This window comes from Nocardioides sp. (assembly GCF_036503465.1).
GTDB lineage: Bacteria > Actinomycetota > Actinomycetes > Propionibacteriales > Nocardioidaceae > Nocardioides.
In genome coordinates, this window is the sequence record NZ_DASXWU010000103.1 from 41,391 (window position 1) to 61,537 (window position 20,147).

Sequence of the window (20,147 nt, forward strand, 5' to 3'; positions counted from 1 at the left end):
GAGGCATGCTGCTGTTGCGGGTGGAGCTGCCGAACGTGCCGGGGTCGCTGGGGCGGCTCGCGACGGCCATCGGTGCTGCGGGTGGGGACATCGAGGCGATCGAGATCGTCGAGAAGGGCCTCGACGGCACGGACGTCGACGACGTCCTGCTCGAGGTGGTCGAGGGCGCGATGCCCGACTCGGTGGTGTCGGCCTGCAACGCCGTGGAGGGCGTCCGAGTGCTGTGGATCAGCCGCTACCTCGCCGGGGGCAACCTGTTCCCCGACCTCGAGGTCGTCGAGTCGCTGACGGCCGACCCCGACATCGCGCTCGACCGGCTGGTGGAGGCCCTGCCGGTGGCGTTCCGCTGCGAGTGGGCGGCGCGGATCGCCCTCACCGACGGCGGCCCGGAGATCGAGTGCGCGAGCCAGGGCGCGCCGCCCTCGATCGACCTCAAGCCAGGTTTCGGCGTGGAGCGGCAGACCGTCGGTGACGACCTGCTCGCGATCGCGCCGGTCGGGCACGGCCGGGTCGTGGCGATCGGACGCCGGGGTGGACCGGAGTTCCTCGACTCGGAGCTGGCCCGGCTCGGTCACCTGGTCGGGCTGGCCGCCTCGATCGCGCGGACGTCGTAGGGCGCAGCTGCGTCCGGCAGCAGAGCGATCAACCGCTCAGGCAGCCCGCTCCAGCAGGAACACCGGGATCTCTCGGTCGGTCTTCCTCTGGTACTCCCCGTACGTCGGCCAGGTCTCGACCGCGTAGTCCCACCAGTCCTCGCGCTCGTCGCCCTCGGCGAGGCGTACGGCGTACGTGTGCTTCTCGGCGCCGTCCTGGAGCTCGACCTCGGGGTGGGCGACGAAGTTGTGGTACCACTCCGGATGATCGGGGGCGCCGCCCTTGGAGGCGATCGCGACGTAGGTGCCGTCCCGCTCGACCCGCATCACCGGGTTCTTCCGCAGCTTGCCGCTCCTCGCCCCGACCGAGGTGATCACCACGATCGGGTCGCCGGTGTCGCGGAGCGTGTTCGCCCGAGCGCCTTCAGACGCCTCGAACTCCGCCACCTGGTCGCGGACCCACTGCTGCGCGCTGGGTTCGTAGGTGCCTTCGAGTGCCATGTCCTGTTCAACCAGTGGCACCTCCGCCCCATTCCTCCGGCGCGCCCGCGGTGCTTGACTTCCTGCATGGAGGACATGTGGAGCGTGGTCGCGTCTGAGCGCGGCGCTCTGGCCGACGACCTGGCCGGCCTCGACGACGCGGCCTGGGACACGCGGTCGCTGTGTGAGAAGTGGACGGTCCGGGACGCGGTGGCGCACATGATCGCCACCGCCGAGATGACCCCGCCGAAGTTCGCCGGCAAGATGATCGCCAGCGGCTTCGACTTCCAGAAGATGACCGCCCGGGAGATCGCGGACAAGCGCGAGGCCGACCCGGCGGCCGAGCTGAAGCACCTACGAGCGGTGCGCGACCGGCGTACCGGCCCGCCCGGCCCGACCACGTCGTGGCTCGGCGAGACCATCGTCCACGCCGAGGACGTACGCCGTCCGCTCGGACTCAGCCGCACCTACCCCATGGATGCGGTGGTCGCGGTCGCCGACTTCTACCGGGGCTCGAACATCCTGATCGGGTCGAAGAAGCGGATCGCGGGGGTCACCTTGAAGGCGACGGACACCGACTGGTCGCACGGCACCGGGCCGGCCGCCGAGGGACCGATGCTGTCGCTGCTGCTCGCGATGACCGGGCGCACGAGCGCACTGGCCGACCTCGCCGGGCCCGGCGTCGAGACCCTGCAGTCCCAGTCGTAGGTCACGAATCGTCAACCATTCGAGAACGGTTGGTGACGCTTCCCGCACGACCCTTTGAGATATCTCGGATTCCGATATAAATCGGAAGGAACCGAGCGAAGGGAGTCATCGTGCTGAAGCTCTCCGACCAGGCGCACGAGGTCATCCGCAAGATCCCGACCCGGCCCGCGCTGCCACCGTCCGCCGGCCTCCGGATCGCCGTCGGCAGCACCCGGGTGCTCAGGGTCCGGCCCGCACCGAAGCCGAAGGACGGCGACGTGGTGGCCTAGTACGACGACGCACGGGTCTTCCTGGACCGCACGGCCGCGGCCACGCTCGCCGATCGGGAGCTCGACGTCGCGCTCGGCAACGACGGGCGCTGGCACTTCCAGTGCGCCACCCGTTCCTGACCAGACGAAGGGTTGCCCATGTCCGGTCCTCGGGCCGTGATCGTGGTGATCGCGATCCTCATCATCGTGGCGATCGGCTGGAGGCAGCAGCGCGGTCGCTGACGGCATCCGGCCGGTAGGTTCGCGCTATGAGCGCCATCGACGGTGTCAGCGAGATCTTCGATCCCGAGCAGTGGGACGACGTCCCCGGGTTCACCGATCTCACCGACCTGACCTACCACCGGGCCAAGGCGCACGGCACGGTCCGAGTCGCGTTCGACCGGCCCGACGTCCTCAACGCGTTCCGCCCGCACACCGTCGACGAGCTGCTGCGCGTGCTCGAGCACGCGAGGACCTCGAGCGACGTCGGGTGCGTGCTGCTCACCGGGAACGGGCCGAGCGAGAAGAACGGCAAGTGGGCGTTCTGCACCGGCGGCGACCAGCGCATCCGCGGCAGGTCCGGCTACCAGTACGCCGACGGTGAGACCGCCGACACCGTCGACAAGGCCGAGCTCGGGCGGCTCCACATCCTGGAGTGCCAGCGACTGATCCGCTTCATGCCCAAGGTCGTGATCTGCCTGGTGCCGGGCTGGGCCGCCGGCGGCGGACACTCCCTCCACGTGGTCTGTGACCTGACCGTCGCCAGCCGCGAGCACGCGCGCTTCAAGCAGACCGACGCCGACGTCGGCTCGTTCGACGGCGGCTTCGGGTCGGCGTACCTCGCCCGGCAGGTGGGTCAGAAGCTCGCCCGCGAGATCTTCTTCCTCGGCCAGGAGTACGGCGCGGAGGACGGCGTCCGCATGGGCACCGTCAACCGCGCCGTCCCGCACGCCGAGCTCGAGGCGACCGGGCTGGAGTGGGGCCGTCTCGTCAACGGCAAGAGCCCGACCGCGCAGCGGATGCTCAAGTACTCCTTCAACCTGATCGACGACGGCCTCGTCGGCCAGCAGCTCTTCGCCGGCGAGACCACCCGGCTGGCCTACATGACCGACGAGGCGCAGGAGGGACGCGACCAGTTCCTCGAGAAGCGCGACCCCGACTGGTCGCCGTTTCCCTGGTACTACTGAGCGGACGCGTTTGCGCAGGTCAGAGGCCTGAGGAGGCCTCGTGCGTGGCAGATGCGTGGCAAGAACTGCCGACGCCATTCCTGAAGCTGCCGCTCCGGCCTTGTCCGCGACCTTCTGCTCATCGACCGCCAGGTGCTGCTGGGTCGCCTCGTCGATTCGGCGGAGGCAGCGAAGGCTGCCGACGACCTGGTTGAACAGTTGACCAGCGCTCGGGAAGCCCTCCGCAGGGTCCGCCGGGGCGCCATCCGCGAGCTAACTGCGCGGACGGTCGTCGGCGTTCTGGTGAGCATCGCCTGCCTGACGTGGTCAGATGGTCGGCGTGAAAGTCTTCGGAGCGCACTCAGCAGGCGGCGTCCTGTGGTTTGCGTGCGCCGGCGAAGACGGGTTCCACGACATCGGCGAGGATTTCCGCGTCGCGGTTCCCACGGCGTTGGAGTCCGGGGAGGCGCTGGAGCGCACCCAGGAGGACTTGGCTCGAGTGCTGCGCCGTCACCGCCCGGACGAGGTCTGGCTGGTGGCGCCGGAGTCGTCCTATCGGGCGGGGTACAGCGAGTTCCTGCTCCGCGCGACTGTGGAGACGCTTCTCATCCTCGCGTGCAACGCGGAGGGCATCCCGGTCGAACGGAAGGCCCGTCAGACCATCCGAGGTCTCCTCGCCTTGCCGAGGAAGGGTGGTCTCGCCACCCACAGTGACGTCGTCGGGGAGAGGTTTGCGCCCCATTGGGGTCCGAGCAAGCGCGACCTGGCCGCGATGGTCGCGCTGGCTGCGGTGAAGGAGCTCAGCAATGACTGACGCGGCCCCGCTGCTCGGCGAGTACCTCGACGGGCCGACCTATACATTCCTGAAGACCGTCGGAGCAGGAACCAGCGGGAAGTCCCGGCTCTGGCTAAACGAGGTCCTCGGCATCAAGGTGGTCTCCAAGACCATCGACACGTTCGGACTCATCGGCGGCATCGCGAAGTCAGAGCCACGGTTCCTCGCGAGCTTGAAGCACGACCACCTCGTCCGGATCTGGGAGGCGCAGTTCGACGAGGGGTTCGACCCCTCGCTGAAGGTCGTCACCTTCACCACGACCTACCACGAGGGCCGTAGCGTCGCGACCGCGCTCGAGGAAGGTCACCAGTTCTCGGTCGCGGACGCGATCCGGATCAGCGCCGACGTCCTCGACGCGCTGGCCTACATGCACGAAGACCACCGGCTGCTCCACCGCGATGTAAAGCCTGGGAACGTGATGCTCGACGCTGACCGACGCCGCGGGTACCTCGGCGACCTGGGTAGCGCGGCGGAGCTCGACACCTCCGGCCAGGCGCCGGCCTCGGGATGCACCTTGGCGTACCGGCCACCCGAATTCGCGACCGGAAACGTCACGGTGAGGTCCGACATCTACGGGGTCGGGTTGCTCGCCCTCGAGATGCTCAACGGACCCATCCCCTGGGACGAGCAGAACGGCGATGCCATGGAACGGCGTCTCGCCGAAGGTCGGCGTGCGCTGCCCAACCGGTTCTACGACCCAGCCCCATGGGTGCCGCCTCAGGTGGCACGTGCCGTCCGCCGCCTAGCAGCCATTGCCGCCGACACCCGGCCCGAGAGCGCTGCCGCCGCCCTCCGATCCCTGGCCAGCGCATCATGCGTCGATTGGAAGCGCGCCGACGGGACAGGCCTCGTGGGAACGTGGGATGGCACCTACCCACCCGGGGTGCCGACCCGGCGGGCACGGGTCTTCCGTGTCACCGCGAAGCCCATCGAGTCCGGCAAGTACAAGGGTCTGGTGCAGCTCACCGCTGGCTGGCGCAACGGCGGTTCGGCCGACTGGCGTGGTTACGCGAGTTTGACCCGGCGAGTCGCTGCCGGCGATCCGGGTCCCTTGGCCACGTTCTTCCGCGAGGTCGAGCGCAAGGCCCAGGACGCGCCGACTCGGTGAAGCACGGCGACCTCAGCGGCAGGTAGGCGCAACAGCGTCCGGCTTGCGTTCGCGCGCTGCGTTGGGGTCAGTCGGTAATCCCCGGATCCGTCCGAGTTCTCGTGAGCCGTAAGCAGGTTCGCGCCCACGGCCTCCCACAATGCCGGTCGAACCCCAGGAACAGCACGCATCACACCGGGGTCAGCAAGCGTGTCCGGTCGGCCCCCGTGCCTGCGCCAGACCCGTTCGGCGGCGTCCCCAGCGTCGTCGGCGAGATCAACCAGAGCTGCGTGAAGGAACCGCTGATCGTCCGCGGGTAGCGCAACAACCTCACCGGCAGCCATGATGGTGACGATGAGATCAGACAGACCTCTGACAGACATATATCTAGAGTAGGAACGGGCACCGACATGAACGGCCGGCGACACACCCCGCAGAACGTCGAGGTTTCCCTCGCCGACTGCCCGGAACGTCAGTTCGGGTTCCGCTGGCCGCTGCCGCTCGATATGCGCCTGGACCAGCTGGTCGAAAGGGCCGCTGAGGTTGGCGAGAAGACAAACCGACGCGAGCTTCTCGCTGCGCTGCTACTCAACGCTGACTTCACCGCCGACGAGCTCTCGCTGATGATCCGCAAGTTCCGGCTCGCAACGGTCGGGGACGCTGTTCTCGGAGCAGACGGGGACGTCATCGACTTCCCACACCACCGTCCCGGTCCTCGAACTGCCGGATAGGAGCGTCAGAACTCGATCGCGCCGCCAGAGGTAAGAGCCGACGAGCCCCGCAGGGCCCCGGCCAACCAGGAGAAGTACGCGGAGCACTCAGCCAGTCCCAACTGCCCGGTGGCCCGGCGTAGCCCACCATCGCCTGTCTGAAGCCTATTGGGCCTTGTTGCGTGGCAGGACCTTGGCAAGAACTGCTGCAGCCATTCCCGATGCTGCTGCGCGGGTCGTGTCCTCAGCCGTTGGCCACAGGTGCGCGTAGGTGCTCAGCGTCGTTGTCGCTGACGCGTGACCCATAGCGCGTTGCACGGTGACGACGTCGCATCCGGCGGCGATGAGGCCGCTGGCGAAGTAGTGCCGGAGGTCGTGGAGCTTGTGGGTAAGTCCGGCGTCGGTGCGGGTCGAGCGCCAGCGGTAGTCGACGAGGTTGTCGTGCCAGGGCTTGCCGTCGTCGTCGAACAGCCAGCGGTCAGGCATCCCGGTCGGCGTGTGCTCGCGGACGTGCTCGGAAAGGATCGCGATGAGCTCGTCGGGCAGGTAGATCGTGCGCTCGGACTCGTACTTCGGTCGACGCGCCACGACCGTGATCCCGCCCGCCGCGTTGACGAGGTCCTTCCCGGCCGCGATGTCAGCAGCCTTTGCGCGTTGCAGTTGGCGAGTGACGCGCAGCGTGCGGCCGAGGAAGTCGACGTCCCCGACTTGGACGCCGAGTGCCTCGCCGCGGCGGAGGCCGGCGAAGGCGCACAGCGCGACGTACGCGGTGAAGCCGGGCCGCGAGTGCGGCCGCCGAGGTGGCTCGGCGGCGTTCAGCAGCTTCGCCACATCGGCGTGGGTCGGGATGCGCATTGCCGCTTCTGCCTTCCGCTTCCGCGGCAGGACGACACCGACCGTTGGGTCGCTGGCGATCAGCCGATCCGCAACGGCGGCGCGGAAGACGCCGCGCACGATTGTGAATCTCGTGTCGATCGTCGTCGGTGCGAGCCGGGAGGTCATGTTCTTTACCCACGCCTCGATGTGCGAGCGCCGGATCGATCGGAGCTGCATGTCGCCGAACGTCACGCCTGCCGTGGCGAGGTCCGCGTTCTCGCGCGTCGACGAGAGCCAGACCTGCCTCGGCGCCCAGTCGGCGTAGAAGGCCGCGAACGTCACCTTCCCGGCGGCGGGGTCGATCCAGTCGCCGCGAACGACCTTCGCCTCTTCGGTCGCGATCCAGCGCTTGGCGTCGACCTGCCTCTTGAACGACTTCGTGTGCTGCTTGCCGGCTTCGTCGCGGTACGACCCGCGCCAGGATTGACGTTCCTTCCAGACCCAGCCCATGGCTGTCTCCTTCCGAGAGATCTTCATGATGCGCCCGGCCAGCGACGGCCGACGAGACGTTCAGTGGTGCTGGGGGCGGTTCATCTGCTCGGTGAGCCAGAGGACGACGTCGGCCTTCCAGTAGCGGACGTGGCGGCCGACCTTGAAGCTGCGCGGGCCGGCGCCCGTCACCCGCCAGTAGCGGAGCGTGTTCTCGGGGACGCGGAGCAGCGCGGCGGTCTCGTTGAGCGTGAGCATCTCGTCGCCGAGGTTCTTGCGCGGGTTGGGGACGGAGGGCTGTGCGGTCATGACGGTTCTCCTCGATGGATGCGACCCGGGTGGGTCGCGAGGCGGCGGCTCCGCCTCATCCGTGAGGTGTGCATGGCATTCCAATCGATGATCAGCGATCATCGAGAGATGTCCTCTCGGACCGTCATCGAGGCCGCCCGCCGCGCGGCGGGCCTATCCCAGCGCCGTCTGGCCGAGATCGCGCGGACTCAACAGTCGTCGATCTCGGAGTACGAGCGCCGCCGCAAGTCCCCGACGCTGGACGTGGTCGAGCGACTCCTCGACTCAGCTGACCACGAGCTGGACGCCAGACCGATGGTCTTCTGGGACCTCGTCGAGGATGGCGGGGTCGACTCGTTCTGGGTGCCGGACAAGCTGTGGACGGTGCCCATCCCCAAGTGCTTCGCCAAGGTGCAGGCCCTCAAATTCCTCTTCCCTCCCGACGCCACGCGCGACTGGAAGCGATTCACCCGGACCTGGGACTTGTCAGTGACGAGCGAGCGCATCGACTACTACGAGCTCGTCCTGCAACACGGCCTCCACAACATGATCGAGGCCTCGGTCGACGGAATCCTGCTGCTCCAGGCCTGGGCGGACCTGACCTTGCCCGCCGCGGTACGCAGTGCTTGGCAGCCACTCATCGACGAAGCGACCAGGTCCCAGGACGGGAAGGCCATCGATCCCGGTGGGGCGAGCGAGTGGATGGCCGGGGAACTCAAGCTCGGCTGGCCTCTGCCGAAGCGGTGGCAAGGCGCGATTCCGAGTTCGTAGGCGTCACATCGAGAGCCCGTGGTCGTGGACTGGGGCGACGGCTGGCGGCGGCGGTGGAGCGGGGCGGCGCCGGGCAGCCGTGCCGTAGCGGTCGATCGCGTCGATTGCCTGGCGTCGGGCGCGGGACGGTCCAAGGTCGGCGCGATCGCGGCTGAAGGCGTCGACCCACTGCTGCCGTGCGTCATCGACGGACTCGGCCACGAGGTGGGCGGTGTTGCTCTCGCGGCCGCGGGTCATGGCGACGTACGCCGCGGCCGCTCCCGTTGTGTCGCTCAGCGCAACGTGTGCGCGGTCTACCGTGTCGCCCTGGGCGCCGTGAACGGTCGTCGCGTAGGCGAGCTCGACGTGCCGAGCGGCGTACTCGGCCGGGACCTGTCGCTCGCGCCCGCCGCCGCGCAACAAGAGCCCACCGTTCTCGTCGATGGCGGCGATGGCCCAGGTCTGTCGGTTTGCCACCTTGAGGTCCGGCTCGTTCCGCCGGGTGGCGACCCGATCGCCGACGCCCAGTTGCTCACCGCCAGCGGTCGTGACGACCGGTTCGTCCCGCTCGGCGCTGCGCCGCTCGTCGCGAATCGCGGCATTCAGGTCGGCGACCTGATCCCGGCGATCAGCGACGACGAGGTCACCGGCGGCACCGAGTTCGGCAAGCGTGGCGGTGCGCTCAACGTCAGTGGCGTGGACGACGATCTGTCCGCGGCGGTTCAGCTCGTCGAACACGCTCGCCGGGTCGCCGCCCTTTCGCATCCGCAGACTCAGAGCCGCGTAATCGGGATCAGCGAATCGGTGCGCCTTCTCCAGCGAGATGACCGCGGTTGGGTGAGCCCATGCGATGGCGTGGTCGAGTACGCCGCCGCGGCCGACGGCAGGCAACTGGTGTCGGTCTCCAACGAACGCGACGCGGGCCCTGGCCTCGTCGGCGATCGTCAGGAGTCCTCGGGCCGTGTCCTGATCGAGCATCCCGGCCTCGTCGATCAGCAGGAGATCACCGGGCCGCAGGAGTGCCGCCGGATCAGGTGTCGAGTCCTGTCGTGACCAATGGCCATCGTCGTCCCAGCGCCAGCCGTGCTGGTGGATCAGCCAGGAAGCCGAATGACCGTCCGCGCCGGTCTCGCCTGCGGCCACCTCGGCTGCCTTCAACGTGGGCGTCACGACGACCAGCCGATGCCCGTGTCGCGCGAGGACGGCCTGGGTCGTCCGTAGCGCAGTGGTCTTCCCGGCTCCGGCGGCGCCCTCGACCACGATCAGCTCGCCGTCGCCCACCAGTGTGCCGACGACTGCAGCCTGGGTCGGATCGATCCTGTCTATGGCGCGGGCGCCAATGCGGGCCCGTGTTGCCGGTTGCGTCGAGCGTCGGGAAAGGCGCGAGATCAGGTCTGCCTCGACGTCGAGCACGTGCGGGGACGTGAGCGACCGGACGTGCTCAGGTACGCCGGTTCCAGTCAGCAGACGGTGGCAGCGATCGACAGCGCGCGCGGTGATGTCCTCGGCCAACTCGACCCGCACGGCAGAGTCGGCAAGCAGACAGGTCTGCGCGAGCAGGACTTCGGTCTTCCCGCGGATATCCGCCTCGTTCCACGCCGACCTGTTCGATCCGAGCAAGGAGACGATCAGGGCTGCGGCGGCATCCCGGTCGATCCGCCCGGGCTGCGTGCCCCTGAGCTGCACGGCCCCTGTCGGATCGCGGTAACCGAGCTCCCGCAGCTCGTGGTTCCAGCGCTCGACCAGTTCTCGTCCGTCGCGGGGGACGACCTTGTCTGGACGAGCCTCGGCCCATGCCCGCCGATCCCACGCCTCTCGGAGTCGCGGTCCTGGCTCCTCGCCGGGATGCTCGCTTCGCCATTCGGCCTCGTAGTTGTCGACGTTGCGCCGTATCTGTGAGGTTCTCGCGCTGAACGCGCCGACGTACGACATCAGCTCGCGGATTTCGCTCGTCTCGGGATCGATGGTGAGCCCGCGCACGGCGAGTGCGGACCGGAACTCGGGATCGGTCGCGACTGCCGCGTGTCCGATGCCATTGATGGCCTCGATCGAGTCCCGGAAGCCGACCGAGTGGAGGCCGCGCCAGCCGCCGGCGGCGTACACGCGGGCATTGATCTGGAGGTGGAGATGGCGATGCGGGTCTCCGGTGCGGGAGGTGTAGTGCCGAATCGCGGCGGCCTCGATCTTCTCGACGGGAACCTGCACCTGACGTCCTCGCGGCCCGACACGGGTGGTCGCGTGCGACGCGACCCAACCGACGATCTCGTTCGCCGCCTTGTCCTGGGCGGCGTCCAGCGCGGCCGAGATCTCGGGGTGCAGCGCGGCTGCGAGCGACCAGGTCTTGGGTCCGTTGACGGTGACTTCGACGAACCTCAGCGCGTGTTCGTCCGTGAGCAGCCTTCCCTTCTTGGCGCCGGTGTCGATGTCGATCCCGGCGACCCACTGCTCGTAGGTGTCGCCGTCCATCGAGCCCTTGTGCTCTACGCCGTCCGGGGTGGCGGCGAAGCGCTCGGCGACGCCGCTGCCTTCGGCGAGGTAGTAGTCATCGGCCCGGGATCGGTCCCGCTCGACGTAGGCGCGGGCGGCCTTCGCTGCGCCGCGGTAGAACTTCACTCCGCCGTGCACGCGAATCACCCCCGCACAAACGTCCGTCGACTACCGTCGATAACCACATATCCGCAGGTCACAGGCCATTTTCGGCCTTGATTCCTACGATCCTTCGTAGCATGCGTGCCGACTGAAATGGGGGTGTGGAAAGGGAGGAAAAGTGGGTGGCTGAAGGGGAGGTGATGGTGATTGGTGGAAAGGGATGAAGGCTTGAGAGAGGTGGAGGGATGGGAGTCGGGGAGGCGGAGGTGTGGCGGAGGGCAACGGCCAGCGCGCCGGAACTCCCGTCCTTCGCCGACGCTGGCGAACGGCACCTGGCTACCCCTGCCCTCGGATCTCCCAGCCCGTCACGGGCATGACCCCGAGTACCGTCAACGCTCGAGCGCGCGTCGAGCCTCACCGGCTTGCTGTCGTAGCGCCTTCCTCATCTCATGGCCGGTATGGGCGGCCGTGGGGCCGAACTGATGTTGGCCATCGAGGGTCTGGACTGTAGTGCCGACGCTGTCCTCGCCAGCGAAGGCCATGGCGAGGGTGGTCTCGACCATCGCCTCTTCACTGCGAAACCTGACTGTGATGCTGCTTGGGCGACGCCCCAAGTCGGGTGCGTGCTCGGCGCTCTGATCGAAGCCACGTTCGCCCAGGAAGGCGAATGCCTCAATCGCCTCCGGCTCGAACGTCTTCACTCGCCAGTCCACGGGATCAGTTTGCCGAATGCAGGCACATGGCGCGATCCGGCCCACCGCTCGGCCGAGTACACGGTCCTGTGGCAGCGTATGGCTGTGGTTGACCTCCCCGAGCACGAGGCCCGGTACATCCGGGAATACGTCAACAGTCAGTCGCACGCGGACGACCAAGCTGGACTTGTGCAGAAGATCGGCTCACGGCGAATGCTCGGGCGCGTCCACGACATGTATGACGTGCATTGCGAGAAGACCCGCTGGTGGGTGATCACTCATCCGACGAACCTCTATCTACAGACCGACTTCCCCGAGGTTGAGCAGGCGCTGATCTTTCACCTCGGGCTGGATGTGTTCATGGCGGAGCGCAGCCGTACCGAGATTGATGAGGATCACGAGGAGCATGTCTCGGGCTCCTGGCGCAGGTTCCGCCAGGCCGTAGCCACGATGGATTCAGCGGGAGAGGCTGAGGACTTCCAGTCAGTGGGTATCAAGTGTCGCGATGCGCTGATCGCTCTCGCCAAGGATCATGCTGGCGACGAATGGGTGGGTGAAGTCGCGGAGCCACCGAAGGCTGCGGATTTCAAGGGCTGGTCAACCATCTTCGCTGAGCGGCTGTCCGATGGCCGTGTTCGCTCCTACCTGAAGGCGCTGGCTGAGAAGACTTGGGATCTGACTGTCTGGCTTCAGCACAACAGCAACGCGACCCCAGATGATGCCGACGTCGTGCTTGAAGCGACCGCGAACGTTCTCACAGCCTTCGGACGCCTATTGCGCCGACGCGAGCAGGGTGAGCCTGAGCGCTGTCGGCGGTGCGGTTCGTACCGGCTGGACGAGGACCTTGAGGTCGTGGACGAGCCGGAGGCAGGTGCGTACAGCTCGACGGTCTGTGGAGGATGCGGTTGGCGATCTGATCGTGAGTTCACCAGTTGGGTTGACCATTTCGAAGGCACAGACGGCGTGGGCTATCTGATGCGACCACCTGATGACCCGCCTGACCGTCTCCATCGAGCAGAGCGCGCGGCGGAAGAGGCGGTGCGATCAAAGCGACCATCCCTGAATGGCACGGCGTGAGCGTCCGCCGATCAACTGCGCGTGAGGATCCGGATGCGCGCGGATGCCGCTACAGGGTGCAGGTCCTCGGGGAGTTCGCGATACTGACTGGATGGGGCGCAAAGCGGCAAAGTGGCGCAAGCAGGTGGAGCCGCACTTCGGGTTCCTGGCCCAACTGGGCTTCGGCAAGGTCGACGTCGACGACAGTTCCTTCTGGTCGCTCTGGGTTCAATACCGATCGAAGACCTCCGCGATCCGCATCAGCAAGAGCAACGAATTCATCCGCTCTGAGGTCCACTTGATTCGACTTGTCGACGGCGAAGTGCCCGCATACCCGATCTGGATCACAGATGATCGGATCGACTGGACGCTCCTCGATAATGTCGTGGTGTCTCGGCGGCCCGATCTCGCGGGCGAACTAGCCAAGCAGACCGGCCTCGCAGACCAGGAGCTCGATCAACAGTTGGGGTTTTGGGCGCGGGTGCTTCGTGAAGTGGCGGAGGACTTCCTGGAGGGCGACTTTGCGCCGCTCGATGAGGCAGGTGCGCTAGTCCGAAGTCATGTCGCTGAGAATCCGCAACAGGTTCAGGTCTGGATCCCTAGCGACGCACCAGCGGGGACCGAGGCTGCGGAGCAGGAGAAGGTGCAGGGAACTGTTCCGCCCAACGTCGGCGTATCGGTCCGTCGCTACTGGCGGGGACGCACGTCAAAATCAAAGCCTGGATGACCGCCGCTACGCCGCCGAGTGTGCGCTCGGTCAGCTGGCGTCGTAGCCGTACTCGGTTCGGATCGTGGCGATCCCTGTGACGAGTTGCTGGGCGACCTGCAAGTCAATCGGACCGAGAATTTCGATGACCTGGTCGACTGTGACCGGCGTCCGCCACTTCAACAGCCTCGAGATGTACGACTCGTACTCGTCGTCGGGCGCACCGTAGTCGCGGATGTAGCCCCAGGGGTCCACCTTCGCGAAGAGCTGGGTCATCGCCCAGCGGTAATCCGAATAATCCCAACGCTGCACCACCGATCGAGTATCTCTTGAAGCGCCGTCCTCTGCCGCCCTGCGCGCGCTTGTAGGCGCATGCTCCTGCCTCGGGCCGGATGCTGAGGGCCGCCCAGCCGTCGTCCGCCAGACGTACACTCATGACATGACGTTCAGTGCGGCGGAGTTCTACGAGGCGGGGATGACCCTGCCTCCTGACGTGCGCAAGGACGTCGCTCTCCGGCTGCTCGAGTCGGTCGAGTCCGACGACGCATTCGACGAGGCAGCCGAGAGCTGGCTTCAGACCGAGGCGGCTGCCGCCTACGACGCGCTGAAGGCGGACCCGTCTCGCGCGATTCCCGCCGAGGACGTTCGTACCGAGCTCGAAGCGAAGTGGGCCGCCCGTTCATGACGGGCAGGATCAACTTCACCCCTGAGGCACGGCAGCAACTCCATCACCTCGACGAGTGGATCACCGACAAGGCGTCGGCAGACACCGCTCGGCGCTTCCTGGCGGCGATCCTCGACCACATCGACACCATCCTCGTCTTCCCGCTCGCCGGTCGAGCTCGCGACGACGTGCGACCGGGCATGCGGACGATCACCTTCAAGAAGCGGACCGTCGTCGCTTATGAAGTGGATGAGTCGTCCGGTGAGCTCGTGGTCAACGTCCTCGGTGTCTTCCACGGTGGCCAGGACTGGGAGGCCGCTCTCGGCGAGACCGAGAGCGACCCGGAGGCGGGCCGATGACGCGTCCGTGCGTGGCAAAAGCGTGGCAGGAGAGTCGTCGGAGCCCGTCGACCACCAACGTCGACAATCACGTTTCCGCAGGTCAGCCGCAAAGTGCCGTCGATGACCACCAACACACGCTGAGCGTGCCGCGCTTTCCCTGGTACTACTGACCTTGACGGCCCAGCCGGCTGTGCGTCCCGTACACGACGACCTCCTGACCGTGGACCCGGGTCTGGTGTTCGACAGCCATCCCGAGCTTCTCGGCGACGCGGGGGGAGGGAACGTTGAGCGGGTTGATGATGGCCACGACATGCGACGCACCGATCGGACCCGTCGCCAGCTCCAGGCAGGATTTCGCCGCCTCGCTCGCATATCCCCGACCTTGGTGGGCGCGCATCGTGTGGTAGCCGACCTCGAGGGCGCGCTCCTCGCCGATCGGTTGCCAGGTGAGCCCGCAGTCGCCGACGAAGTCGCCCTCGCGGGTCTCGACGATCCACAGCCCGTGGCCGTGCTCGGCGTAGTTCGCCCGGTTCCAGAGGATCCAGTCCAGGGCCTCTGCGCGGGTCTTGGGTCGCGGGTAGTAGGTCATGACCTCCGGGTCACCCGGCAGGCCGGTCATGAGGCCGACGTCGGATCGTGCCATCTCTCGGAAGCGGAGCCGCGGGGGTCGGACGCGGAAGCACGGTGCCAGCCTGTGGAACCTCGACTCCACGTCCGGGTTGTCGACGATCGAGGATCCGATCATGCTCGGGCCGTGCGAACTCAACAGGCGCAGGTTCTGACGGAGGTGCGGGCCACCGTGGAGCCGTCCCACCATGACGCGGTCGTCGCAGGATTCGCGGACCTGCTGGCGCAACCGCGACCGGACGGACTGCTGCGCACCGAGCTGCTGCAGGTCGAGGACGAGTTCCGAATTCAGACCTTGTGGAGGGACCGCGAGGCGCTCGCGGCGATGCGCGCCGGCACCGAGGAGCCGGCGGCGCCGCGGCTCTTCCGCTCGGTCGGCGCCCAGCCGCAGCTGACCATCCTGGAGGTCAGGGCTCAGACGGCTCCATGACGGCCTGAGAGGGACCGACCGCGCCGGGGACCAGGTCGTCATCGCCCTCCAGCTGTACGACGGCGGTGTCGCCCACGCGCAGCCGGCCCCGGGTCAGGACATCGCACCAGACCCCGAAGAGGCCGCCGTGGTGGCGGGCCAGGGTGCGGAAGATCTCGACGTCGTGCTCGAGCCCGGGCTGCGGTCGGGTGACCATCGTGCAGCGGATGCATCCTTGGATCGGAACGAGCGTCGCCTCCCCGATCCGCACCGGCCGCTCGATCCACGCGTCCTCGGCCCACCCGTCGCCGTCCAGGTCGAGGAGGAGGTTGGGGCGGAACCGGCGCGGGTCCCACGTGCCTCGTGGATGGAGGGCGGCGGCGGCCCGCAACGACGCGGTCGTCAGCACCAGCACGGGGGCTGCGTCGACGTACCGGTCGACCGGCATCGTCCACTCGATCGCCTCGCTGCTGTCGTCGGTCGCGTCGGCGAAGTACTCCGCCCGACCCGCGTCGCTGCCTACCGACCGCACGAGCGAGACCGGGCTTCCGAGCCAGTCGGAGAGCAGGGCGTCGCTGCTCGGGCCGGGCCCGGCCGTGGTCCGGCCGTCCGGCACCCGGATTACCGGCGTTCCGTCCGCGTCGTACGACGCGCGGGCGGCGAGCAGCTCCGGGCGACGACGTGCGGTCAGGATCCGTCCCGTCTGCTGGTCGCGGATCCCCCAGCGGCGGTCTCCGTGGAGCCCGTCGCGCTCCGCGTCGAGCACCTCGACCGGCTCACCCTGGAGCGACTTGACGGGATACCGCCACAGTCCGACCACCTGCATGGCTCCAGGGTGGCGATCCGCGGGCGCGGCGTCGAGGGCCGGGCGAGAGCCGTCAGCACTTCGAAAGATCAGGCACGCGTGAAGCCGGACATCGCCTCGTAGAGCGCGAGTCGCTTGGCCTTCAGCGAGCCGGCTCGGTACTTCTGCTCCCAGCTGTCGTCCTCGGCGAGGAACAGGCTGGCGTCCAGGGCGGACTGGGGCTCGCCGGCGGTGGCCTCGGTGACGCTGCGGAAGTAGTAGTGGTTGAAGATCCGGTTGAACTCCGTGTAGTAGATGTCGGCGGCTCGCCGGTCGCCGCGGACGATGATCATGTTCTCGTCGTTGTCGGTGGTCGAGGCGTTGCTGAAGTTGGCTGACCCGGTGACCACGACCGGGTCGTCGCCGAGCGGGTCGATCAGCATGAACTTCGAGTGCACGTAGCTGACGTGGCTGTTGAGGCCGAGCAGCGCGGCGTTCGTCTCCTTGGCCCACTGGTAGACGGGGTTGTCCAGGTAGGACCCCCATGCCTCGTAGACGTTGTTGCTCGCGTTGATCCGCACGTACGCCGACGGGTGGCTCGGATCGGGACGGTCCCGCTTCTCCAGGAGCATGAAGACGATCGCGTTCTGCGCCGTGTTGTCCTTCAACAGCTCCTTGAACGCCGCGCCGACCCCGAAGGCGAAGCTGATGCAGCCCTCGCGGACCGCGGTGTCGAGGAGGGCGGCGTACGACATGAGGACGTCGGTGCCCTGTCGCGGGCTGAAGACGGGCGTCACCCCGACCGGGGCGTCGTGCAGGTCGGCCGGCACGGGTGAGAGCTGTTCGACCGCGGACCGGTAGGCCGCGTTCTTGGCGAGGACCTCGGTTCGGGTGTCGTCCGCGCGGCCCCCGGGATCGCTCGACAGGAGGTTCCAGTAGCCCTGGAACGCCAACGCGGCGGCGGGGTCGCGGACCCAGTGGCCGACGTTCGTCTGCCCGGCGATGCCGCCCTGGGTCAGGTTCGTCGACCCGGTCCAGACCTGGGTCGGCACCGAGCCCGCGGGGATGTGCACCATGAACTTGTTGTGCGCGATCGCCGACGTTCGCGCCTCCCGCAGGACGACGCGGTCCATCGGAATGCCCGACGACGCGAGGGTCGCGAGGTTCTCCTCGCGCGGGAATGCCGGCTCGGTGGCGCTCCCGTTGTCCTTGGCGTCGACGATCAGGTGTACGTCGACCCCGCGGTCGATCGCGCTCTTCAGCGCCGCCGCGGCAGGCAGGTAGGTGAACTCGTAGAAGCAGCCGAGCAGCCGGTCGCCCGGATCGGTCTGGTCGACGAAGCGGAGGAGCGCGTCGTCGAGGTCACGGCTCAGCCAGCCCAGCGCCTGCTTCCGCCGGTCCGGGTCGAGGTCGGCGATCGGGGTGTCGCCATAGAGGCGCGTGTACGCCTGGCTGCTCGCCACCCCGCGGTTGAAGAACACGTCGTGCCGCTCGCCGTACAGCGGCTCGGTCCGGATCGTCAGCGTCAGCGGCGTCGCCGAGCGGACCAGGTGATCGGGCGTGCCCTCGAGCGGGTGGAAGACGTAGCGGTAGCGGCTGTCCGGCTGGCAGGTGAAGTCGTCCCAGGTGAAGCTCTGCACCGGCTGGTAGTAGGTGCTCACGCTCTCGCCCGGCGTGGGCTCCGGCACCAGTGAGTGGAAGACCTTGAAGCCCTGCATCCACTCGTCCGTCCCGGCCGCGAGGTCGTAGCGGCGTACGGCGAACCCGAGCAGCCCGGCCGCGGTGGTCTCGCTCGCCACCACCGCGAACGAGACGGTGTTGGTGCCGGTGACGGCGTACAGCCTGCCGGCCGCAGCCGTGCGTGACCTGAAGCGCATGGCGCCCTCCCGTGTGTCGTGACGCTACCGGTGGACAGGGGGTACGTCGTCGGCCTCACGGACGATGCCCGGGCCTCGTACGCCGGAGGGAATGGATCGAGACGGGCGATAGTTTCGGCGGGGTGAGCAACCCGCAGCAGGTCCGAGTGGCCCGGTCACACGTCGGCCTGCGCAGCGAGCGGGGGCCGATCCTGCTCGCGGTGATGCTCAGCGTCGGCCTGGTCGCGATCGACTCGACGATCCTGGCGACCGCGGTGCCGGCCGTCGTCTCCGACCTGGGCGGGTTCACGTCGTTCCCCTGGCTGTTCTCGATCTACCTGCTGGCCCAGGCGATCTCGGTGCCGCTGTACGGCAAGCTCGCAGACCTCTACGGGCGCAAGCCCCTGATCCTGCTCGGCGTCGGCCTGTTCGTCGCCGGCTCACTTCTCTGCGGCCTCGCCTGGGGGATGACGGCGCTGATCGTCTTCCGCCTGGTCCAGGGGCTGGGCGCCGGGGCGATCGGACCGATCGGGATGACGATCCTGGGCGACATCTACACGCTCCAGGAGCGCGCGGTCGTCCAGGGGTACGTCGCGAGCGTGTGGGCGATGGCGGCGCTCGTCGGCCCCACCCTCGGTGGCGTCTTCTCCGACTCCATCGGCTGGCGCTGGATCTTCTTCGTGAACCTGCCCCTCGGCGCGGCCGCGGGCTGGGTCCTGTGGCGCCGGTTCGAGGAGAAGGTCGAGCGACGCCGGCACACCATCGACTACCTCGGCTCCGGCCTGCTCGCGCTCGGCGGCACGCTGCTGCTGCTCGCGCTGCTCGAGGGTGGCGTGCAGTGGGCCTGGGACTCCGGGATGAGCATCGCGCTCTTCGCCGGCTCGGCCGTGCTCCTCGTCGGGTTCGTGCTGGTCGAGCGTCGTGCTCGCGAGCCCGTGCTGCCCCTGTGGGTGTTCCGGATGCGGGTCCTCAACGTGACCAATGCCGGCTCCCTGGTCGTCGGCGTGCTGCTGATGGGGCTCTCGTCGTACGTCCCGCTGTACTCCCAACGCGTCCTCGGCACCGGAGCTGTCGTCGCCGGACTGGCGCTGGCCGCGATGACGATCGGATGGCCGATCGCAGCCTCGACGGCGGGACGGCTCTACCTCACGATCGGCTTCCGGGCGACGGTCTCGATCGGCGCCGTGACCGCACTGGCGGGCGCCCTGATCCTGCTCAGCGTCCGCGCGGACAGCTCGGTCTACCACCTGGCCCTGGCGTGCTTCGTGATGGGACTGGGCTTCGGGTTCGTCGCGAGCCCGGGCGTCGTCGCGGCGCAGACGGCGGTGTCGTGGTCGAGCCGGGGGGTGGCCACCAGCGCGAACATGTTCTCGCGGTCGGTCGGCAGTGCGGTCGGCGTCGCGGTCTTCGGCGCGGTGGTGAACAGCTACGTCAGCGGCCACCTCGGCAGCTCCGACCCCGACATCTCCCACGTCTCTCCCGGGATCCTCGAGCCGGCCATCCACGACGTCTTCCTGGTGACCGTCTTCATCGCGCTGGCACTGTTGATCGTGGGTTTCGTGATGCCGACGCGCGTCACCGAGCCGGAGGAGCCGGTGGCCGCCGAGCCGGCCCCGACCCCCGATGCCGTCGCCTGAGAGCCGCCTCAGGTGGCTCCGAGCCCTGGGTCGGTCGGGAGGCGGCCGTGGATGTGGCAGTCCTCGCGGGCGTCACCACCCGGCACGGCGTACGCCGATCGGGTGGTGCCCTCGTGCACGAATCCGGCCGCCTCGGCGACCCGGCAGGACGCCGGGTTCAGGACCGAGTGCTCGAGCTGGACGCGCATCAGGCCGCGTGACTCGAAGGCCCAGCGGGTGACGGCGTCGACCATCTGTCTGGCCACCCCTCGACCGCGTGCCGAGGGCAGCACCCGGTAGCCGATCTTGGCGACGCGGTGGTCGGTGTCGATCGCGAAGAGGCTGACGTTGCCGAGCATCAGGCCGCTGTCGGGATCCACCGCGTGCCAGGTCGCGTGCGATCCGTCGGACCAGTCCGCGCCGTCGCGGCACCAGGCCGCCGCGCTCTCGAGGTCCGGGCACGCGCGGGCGGGGTTCCACAGCTTCACGGCCGGGTCGTTCAGCAGCTCATACGCCGCGGGCGCGTCCTCCTCGACCGGTGGACGCAGCACCAGATCGGGGGTCACCAGGCGTTCCACGGCGACACCCTAGGGCCCGTGACGACGTCCGGCGGTGAGCCCGGATCGGTCGCACGTCA

23 protein-coding genes are annotated in these 20,147 nt (G+C 68.2%); 14 read left to right on the top strand and 9 right to left on the bottom strand.

Annotated elements, in window-relative coordinates:
- The first annotated feature begins 5 nt into the window (after window positions 1-5).
- Entirely contained in the window at window positions 6-614 is a 609-nt protein-coding gene (locus VGK78_RS19460; protein ID WP_331529397.1) for an amino acid-binding protein, read from the top strand.
- A 36-nt stretch (window positions 615-650) separates the two neighbouring features.
- On the opposite strand, the gene VGK78_RS19465 is transcribed toward VGK78_RS19460, so the two are convergent.
- Window positions 651-1,094 (bottom strand): nitroreductase family deazaflavin-dependent oxidoreductase, encoded by a 444-nt coding sequence (locus VGK78_RS19465; RefSeq protein ID WP_331529398.1) that lies wholly within the window; start codon window positions 1,092-1,094, stop codon window positions 651-653.
- A 66-nt stretch (window positions 1,095-1,160) separates the two neighbouring features.
- Here VGK78_RS19465 and VGK78_RS19470 point away from each other — a divergent pair, with 66 nt between their 5' ends.
- The 6 genes from VGK78_RS19470 to VGK78_RS19495 all read left to right on the top strand — a co-directional run bounded on the left by VGK78_RS19470 (window position 1,161) and on the right by VGK78_RS19495 (window position 5,848).
- Complete coding sequence (locus VGK78_RS19470; RefSeq protein ID WP_331529399.1) at window positions 1,161-1,781, top strand: maleylpyruvate isomerase family mycothiol-dependent enzyme; 621 nt, start codon at window positions 1,161-1,163, stop codon at window positions 1,779-1,781.
- 110 nt (window positions 1,782-1,891) lie between these two features.
- Complete coding sequence (locus VGK78_RS19475; RefSeq protein WP_331529400.1) at window positions 1,892-2,050, top strand: hypothetical protein; 159 nt, start codon at window positions 1,892-1,894, stop codon at window positions 2,048-2,050.
- A gap of 248 nt (window positions 2,051-2,298) precedes the next feature.
- The gene (locus tag VGK78_RS19480) at window positions 2,299-3,216 is read left to right on the top strand and encodes a 1,4-dihydroxy-2-naphthoyl-CoA synthase (RefSeq protein ID WP_331529401.1); all 918 of its coding nucleotides are present in this window, start codon (window positions 2,299-2,301) and stop codon (window positions 3,214-3,216) included.
- A gap of 319 nt (window positions 3,217-3,535) precedes the next feature.
- Complete coding sequence (locus VGK78_RS19485) at window positions 3,536-4,009, top strand: hypothetical protein (protein ID WP_331529402.1); 474 nt, start codon at window positions 3,536-3,538, stop codon at window positions 4,007-4,009.
- Window positions 4,002-5,138: a protein kinase domain-containing protein gene (locus VGK78_RS19490; RefSeq protein WP_331529403.1), complete on the top strand. Its 1,137-nt coding sequence runs from the start codon at window positions 4,002-4,004 to the stop codon at window positions 5,136-5,138. Before VGK78_RS19485 ends, VGK78_RS19490 begins: the two co-directional genes overlap by 8 nt.
- Before the next feature lie 389 nt (window positions 5,139-5,527).
- A complete protein-coding gene (locus VGK78_RS19495) occupies window positions 5,528-5,848 on the top strand; it encodes a hypothetical protein (RefSeq protein WP_331529404.1) in 321 nt (106 codons plus the stop codon).
- 144 nt (window positions 5,849-5,992) lie between these two features.
- Here VGK78_RS19495 and VGK78_RS19500 read toward each other — a convergent pair whose 3' ends face one another.
- Together VGK78_RS19500 and VGK78_RS19505 are read right to left on the bottom strand one after the other, a co-directional pair.
- Window positions 5,993-7,153, bottom strand: a complete 1,161-nt coding sequence (locus tag VGK78_RS19500; RefSeq protein WP_331529405.1) for a site-specific integrase — start codon at window positions 7,151-7,153, stop codon at window positions 5,993-5,995.
- Window positions 7,154-7,213: 60 nt separating this feature from the next.
- Entirely contained in the window at window positions 7,214-7,441 is a 228-nt protein-coding gene (locus VGK78_RS19505) for a helix-turn-helix domain-containing protein (protein ID WP_331529406.1), read from the bottom strand.
- Between the two features lie 72 nt (window positions 7,442-7,513).
- Between VGK78_RS19505 and VGK78_RS19510 the strand changes: the two genes are divergently transcribed.
- Window positions 7,514-8,191, top strand: coding sequence for a helix-turn-helix transcriptional regulator (locus tag VGK78_RS19510; RefSeq protein WP_331529407.1), 678 nt, complete (start codon window positions 7,514-7,516; stop codon window positions 8,189-8,191).
- Window positions 8,192-8,194: 3 nt separating this feature from the next.
- On the opposite strand, the gene mobF is transcribed toward VGK78_RS19510, so the two are convergent.
- A complete protein-coding gene (mobF, locus tag VGK78_RS19515) occupies window positions 8,195-10,783 on the bottom strand; it encodes a MobF family relaxase (protein ID WP_331529408.1) in 2,589 nt (862 codons plus the stop codon).
- Window positions 10,784-11,208: 425 nt separating this feature from the next.
- Between mobF and VGK78_RS19520 the strand changes: the two genes are divergently transcribed.
- Together VGK78_RS19520 and VGK78_RS19525 are read left to right on the top strand one after the other, a co-directional pair.
- The gene (locus VGK78_RS19520) at window positions 11,209-12,528 is read left to right on the top strand and encodes a hypothetical protein (RefSeq protein ID WP_331529409.1); all 1,320 of its coding nucleotides are present in this window, start codon (window positions 11,209-11,211) and stop codon (window positions 12,526-12,528) included.
- A 91-nt stretch (window positions 12,529-12,619) separates the two neighbouring features.
- Window positions 12,620-13,234, top strand: a complete 615-nt coding sequence (locus tag VGK78_RS19525) for a hypothetical protein (protein ID WP_331529410.1) — start codon at window positions 12,620-12,622, stop codon at window positions 13,232-13,234.
- Between the two features lie 30 nt (window positions 13,235-13,264).
- Here VGK78_RS19525 and VGK78_RS19530 read toward each other — a convergent pair whose 3' ends face one another.
- Window positions 13,265-13,489, bottom strand: a complete 225-nt coding sequence (locus VGK78_RS19530) for a hypothetical protein (RefSeq protein WP_331529412.1) — start codon at window positions 13,487-13,489, stop codon at window positions 13,265-13,267.
- A gap of 163 nt (window positions 13,490-13,652) precedes the next feature.
- On the opposite strand from VGK78_RS19530, the gene VGK78_RS19535 reads away from it, so the two are divergent.
- On the top strand, window positions 13,653-13,898 hold the full coding sequence (locus VGK78_RS19535) for an addiction module protein (protein ID WP_331529413.1): 246 nt from the start codon (window positions 13,653-13,655) through the stop codon (window positions 13,896-13,898).
- The gene (locus VGK78_RS19540; RefSeq protein WP_331529414.1) at window positions 13,895-14,236 is read left to right on the top strand and encodes a type II toxin-antitoxin system RelE/ParE family toxin; all 342 of its coding nucleotides are present in this window, start codon (window positions 13,895-13,897) and stop codon (window positions 14,234-14,236) included. Before VGK78_RS19535 ends, VGK78_RS19540 begins: the two co-directional genes overlap by 4 nt.
- Before the next feature lie 145 nt (window positions 14,237-14,381).
- Here the strand turns inward: VGK78_RS19540 and VGK78_RS19545 are convergent, their stop codons facing one another.
- Window positions 14,382-14,930: a GNAT family N-acetyltransferase gene (locus VGK78_RS19545; protein ID WP_331529432.1), complete on the bottom strand. Its 549-nt coding sequence runs from the start codon at window positions 14,928-14,930 to the stop codon at window positions 14,382-14,384.
- A 42-nt stretch (window positions 14,931-14,972) separates the two neighbouring features.
- Between VGK78_RS19545 and VGK78_RS19550 the strand changes: the two genes are divergently transcribed.
- Window positions 14,973-15,275: an antibiotic biosynthesis monooxygenase family protein gene (locus tag VGK78_RS19550; RefSeq protein ID WP_331529415.1), complete on the top strand. Its 303-nt coding sequence runs from the start codon at window positions 14,973-14,975 to the stop codon at window positions 15,273-15,275.
- Here the strand turns inward: VGK78_RS19550 and VGK78_RS19555 are convergent.
- Window positions 15,253-16,080: an MOSC domain-containing protein gene (locus tag VGK78_RS19555; RefSeq protein ID WP_331529416.1), complete on the bottom strand. Its 828-nt coding sequence runs from the start codon at window positions 16,078-16,080 to the stop codon at window positions 15,253-15,255. The genes VGK78_RS19550 and VGK78_RS19555 overlap by 23 nt on opposite strands.
- 68 nt (window positions 16,081-16,148) lie before the next feature.
- Window positions 16,149-17,915, bottom strand: a complete 1,767-nt coding sequence (locus VGK78_RS19560; protein ID WP_331529417.1) for a phospholipase D-like domain-containing protein — start codon at window positions 17,913-17,915, stop codon at window positions 16,149-16,151.
- Between the two features lie 122 nt (window positions 17,916-18,037).
- Here VGK78_RS19560 and VGK78_RS19565 point away from each other — a divergent pair, with 122 nt between their 5' ends.
- A complete protein-coding gene (locus tag VGK78_RS19565; protein WP_331529418.1) occupies window positions 18,038-19,531 on the top strand; it encodes an MDR family MFS transporter in 1,494 nt (497 codons plus the stop codon).
- 8 nt (window positions 19,532-19,539) lie between these two features.
- On the opposite strand, the gene VGK78_RS19570 is transcribed toward VGK78_RS19565, so the two are convergent.
- Window positions 19,540-20,088: a GNAT family protein gene (locus VGK78_RS19570; RefSeq protein ID WP_331529419.1), complete on the bottom strand. Its 549-nt coding sequence runs from the start codon at window positions 20,086-20,088 to the stop codon at window positions 19,540-19,542.
- Window positions 20,089-20,147 lie beyond the last annotated feature (59 nt).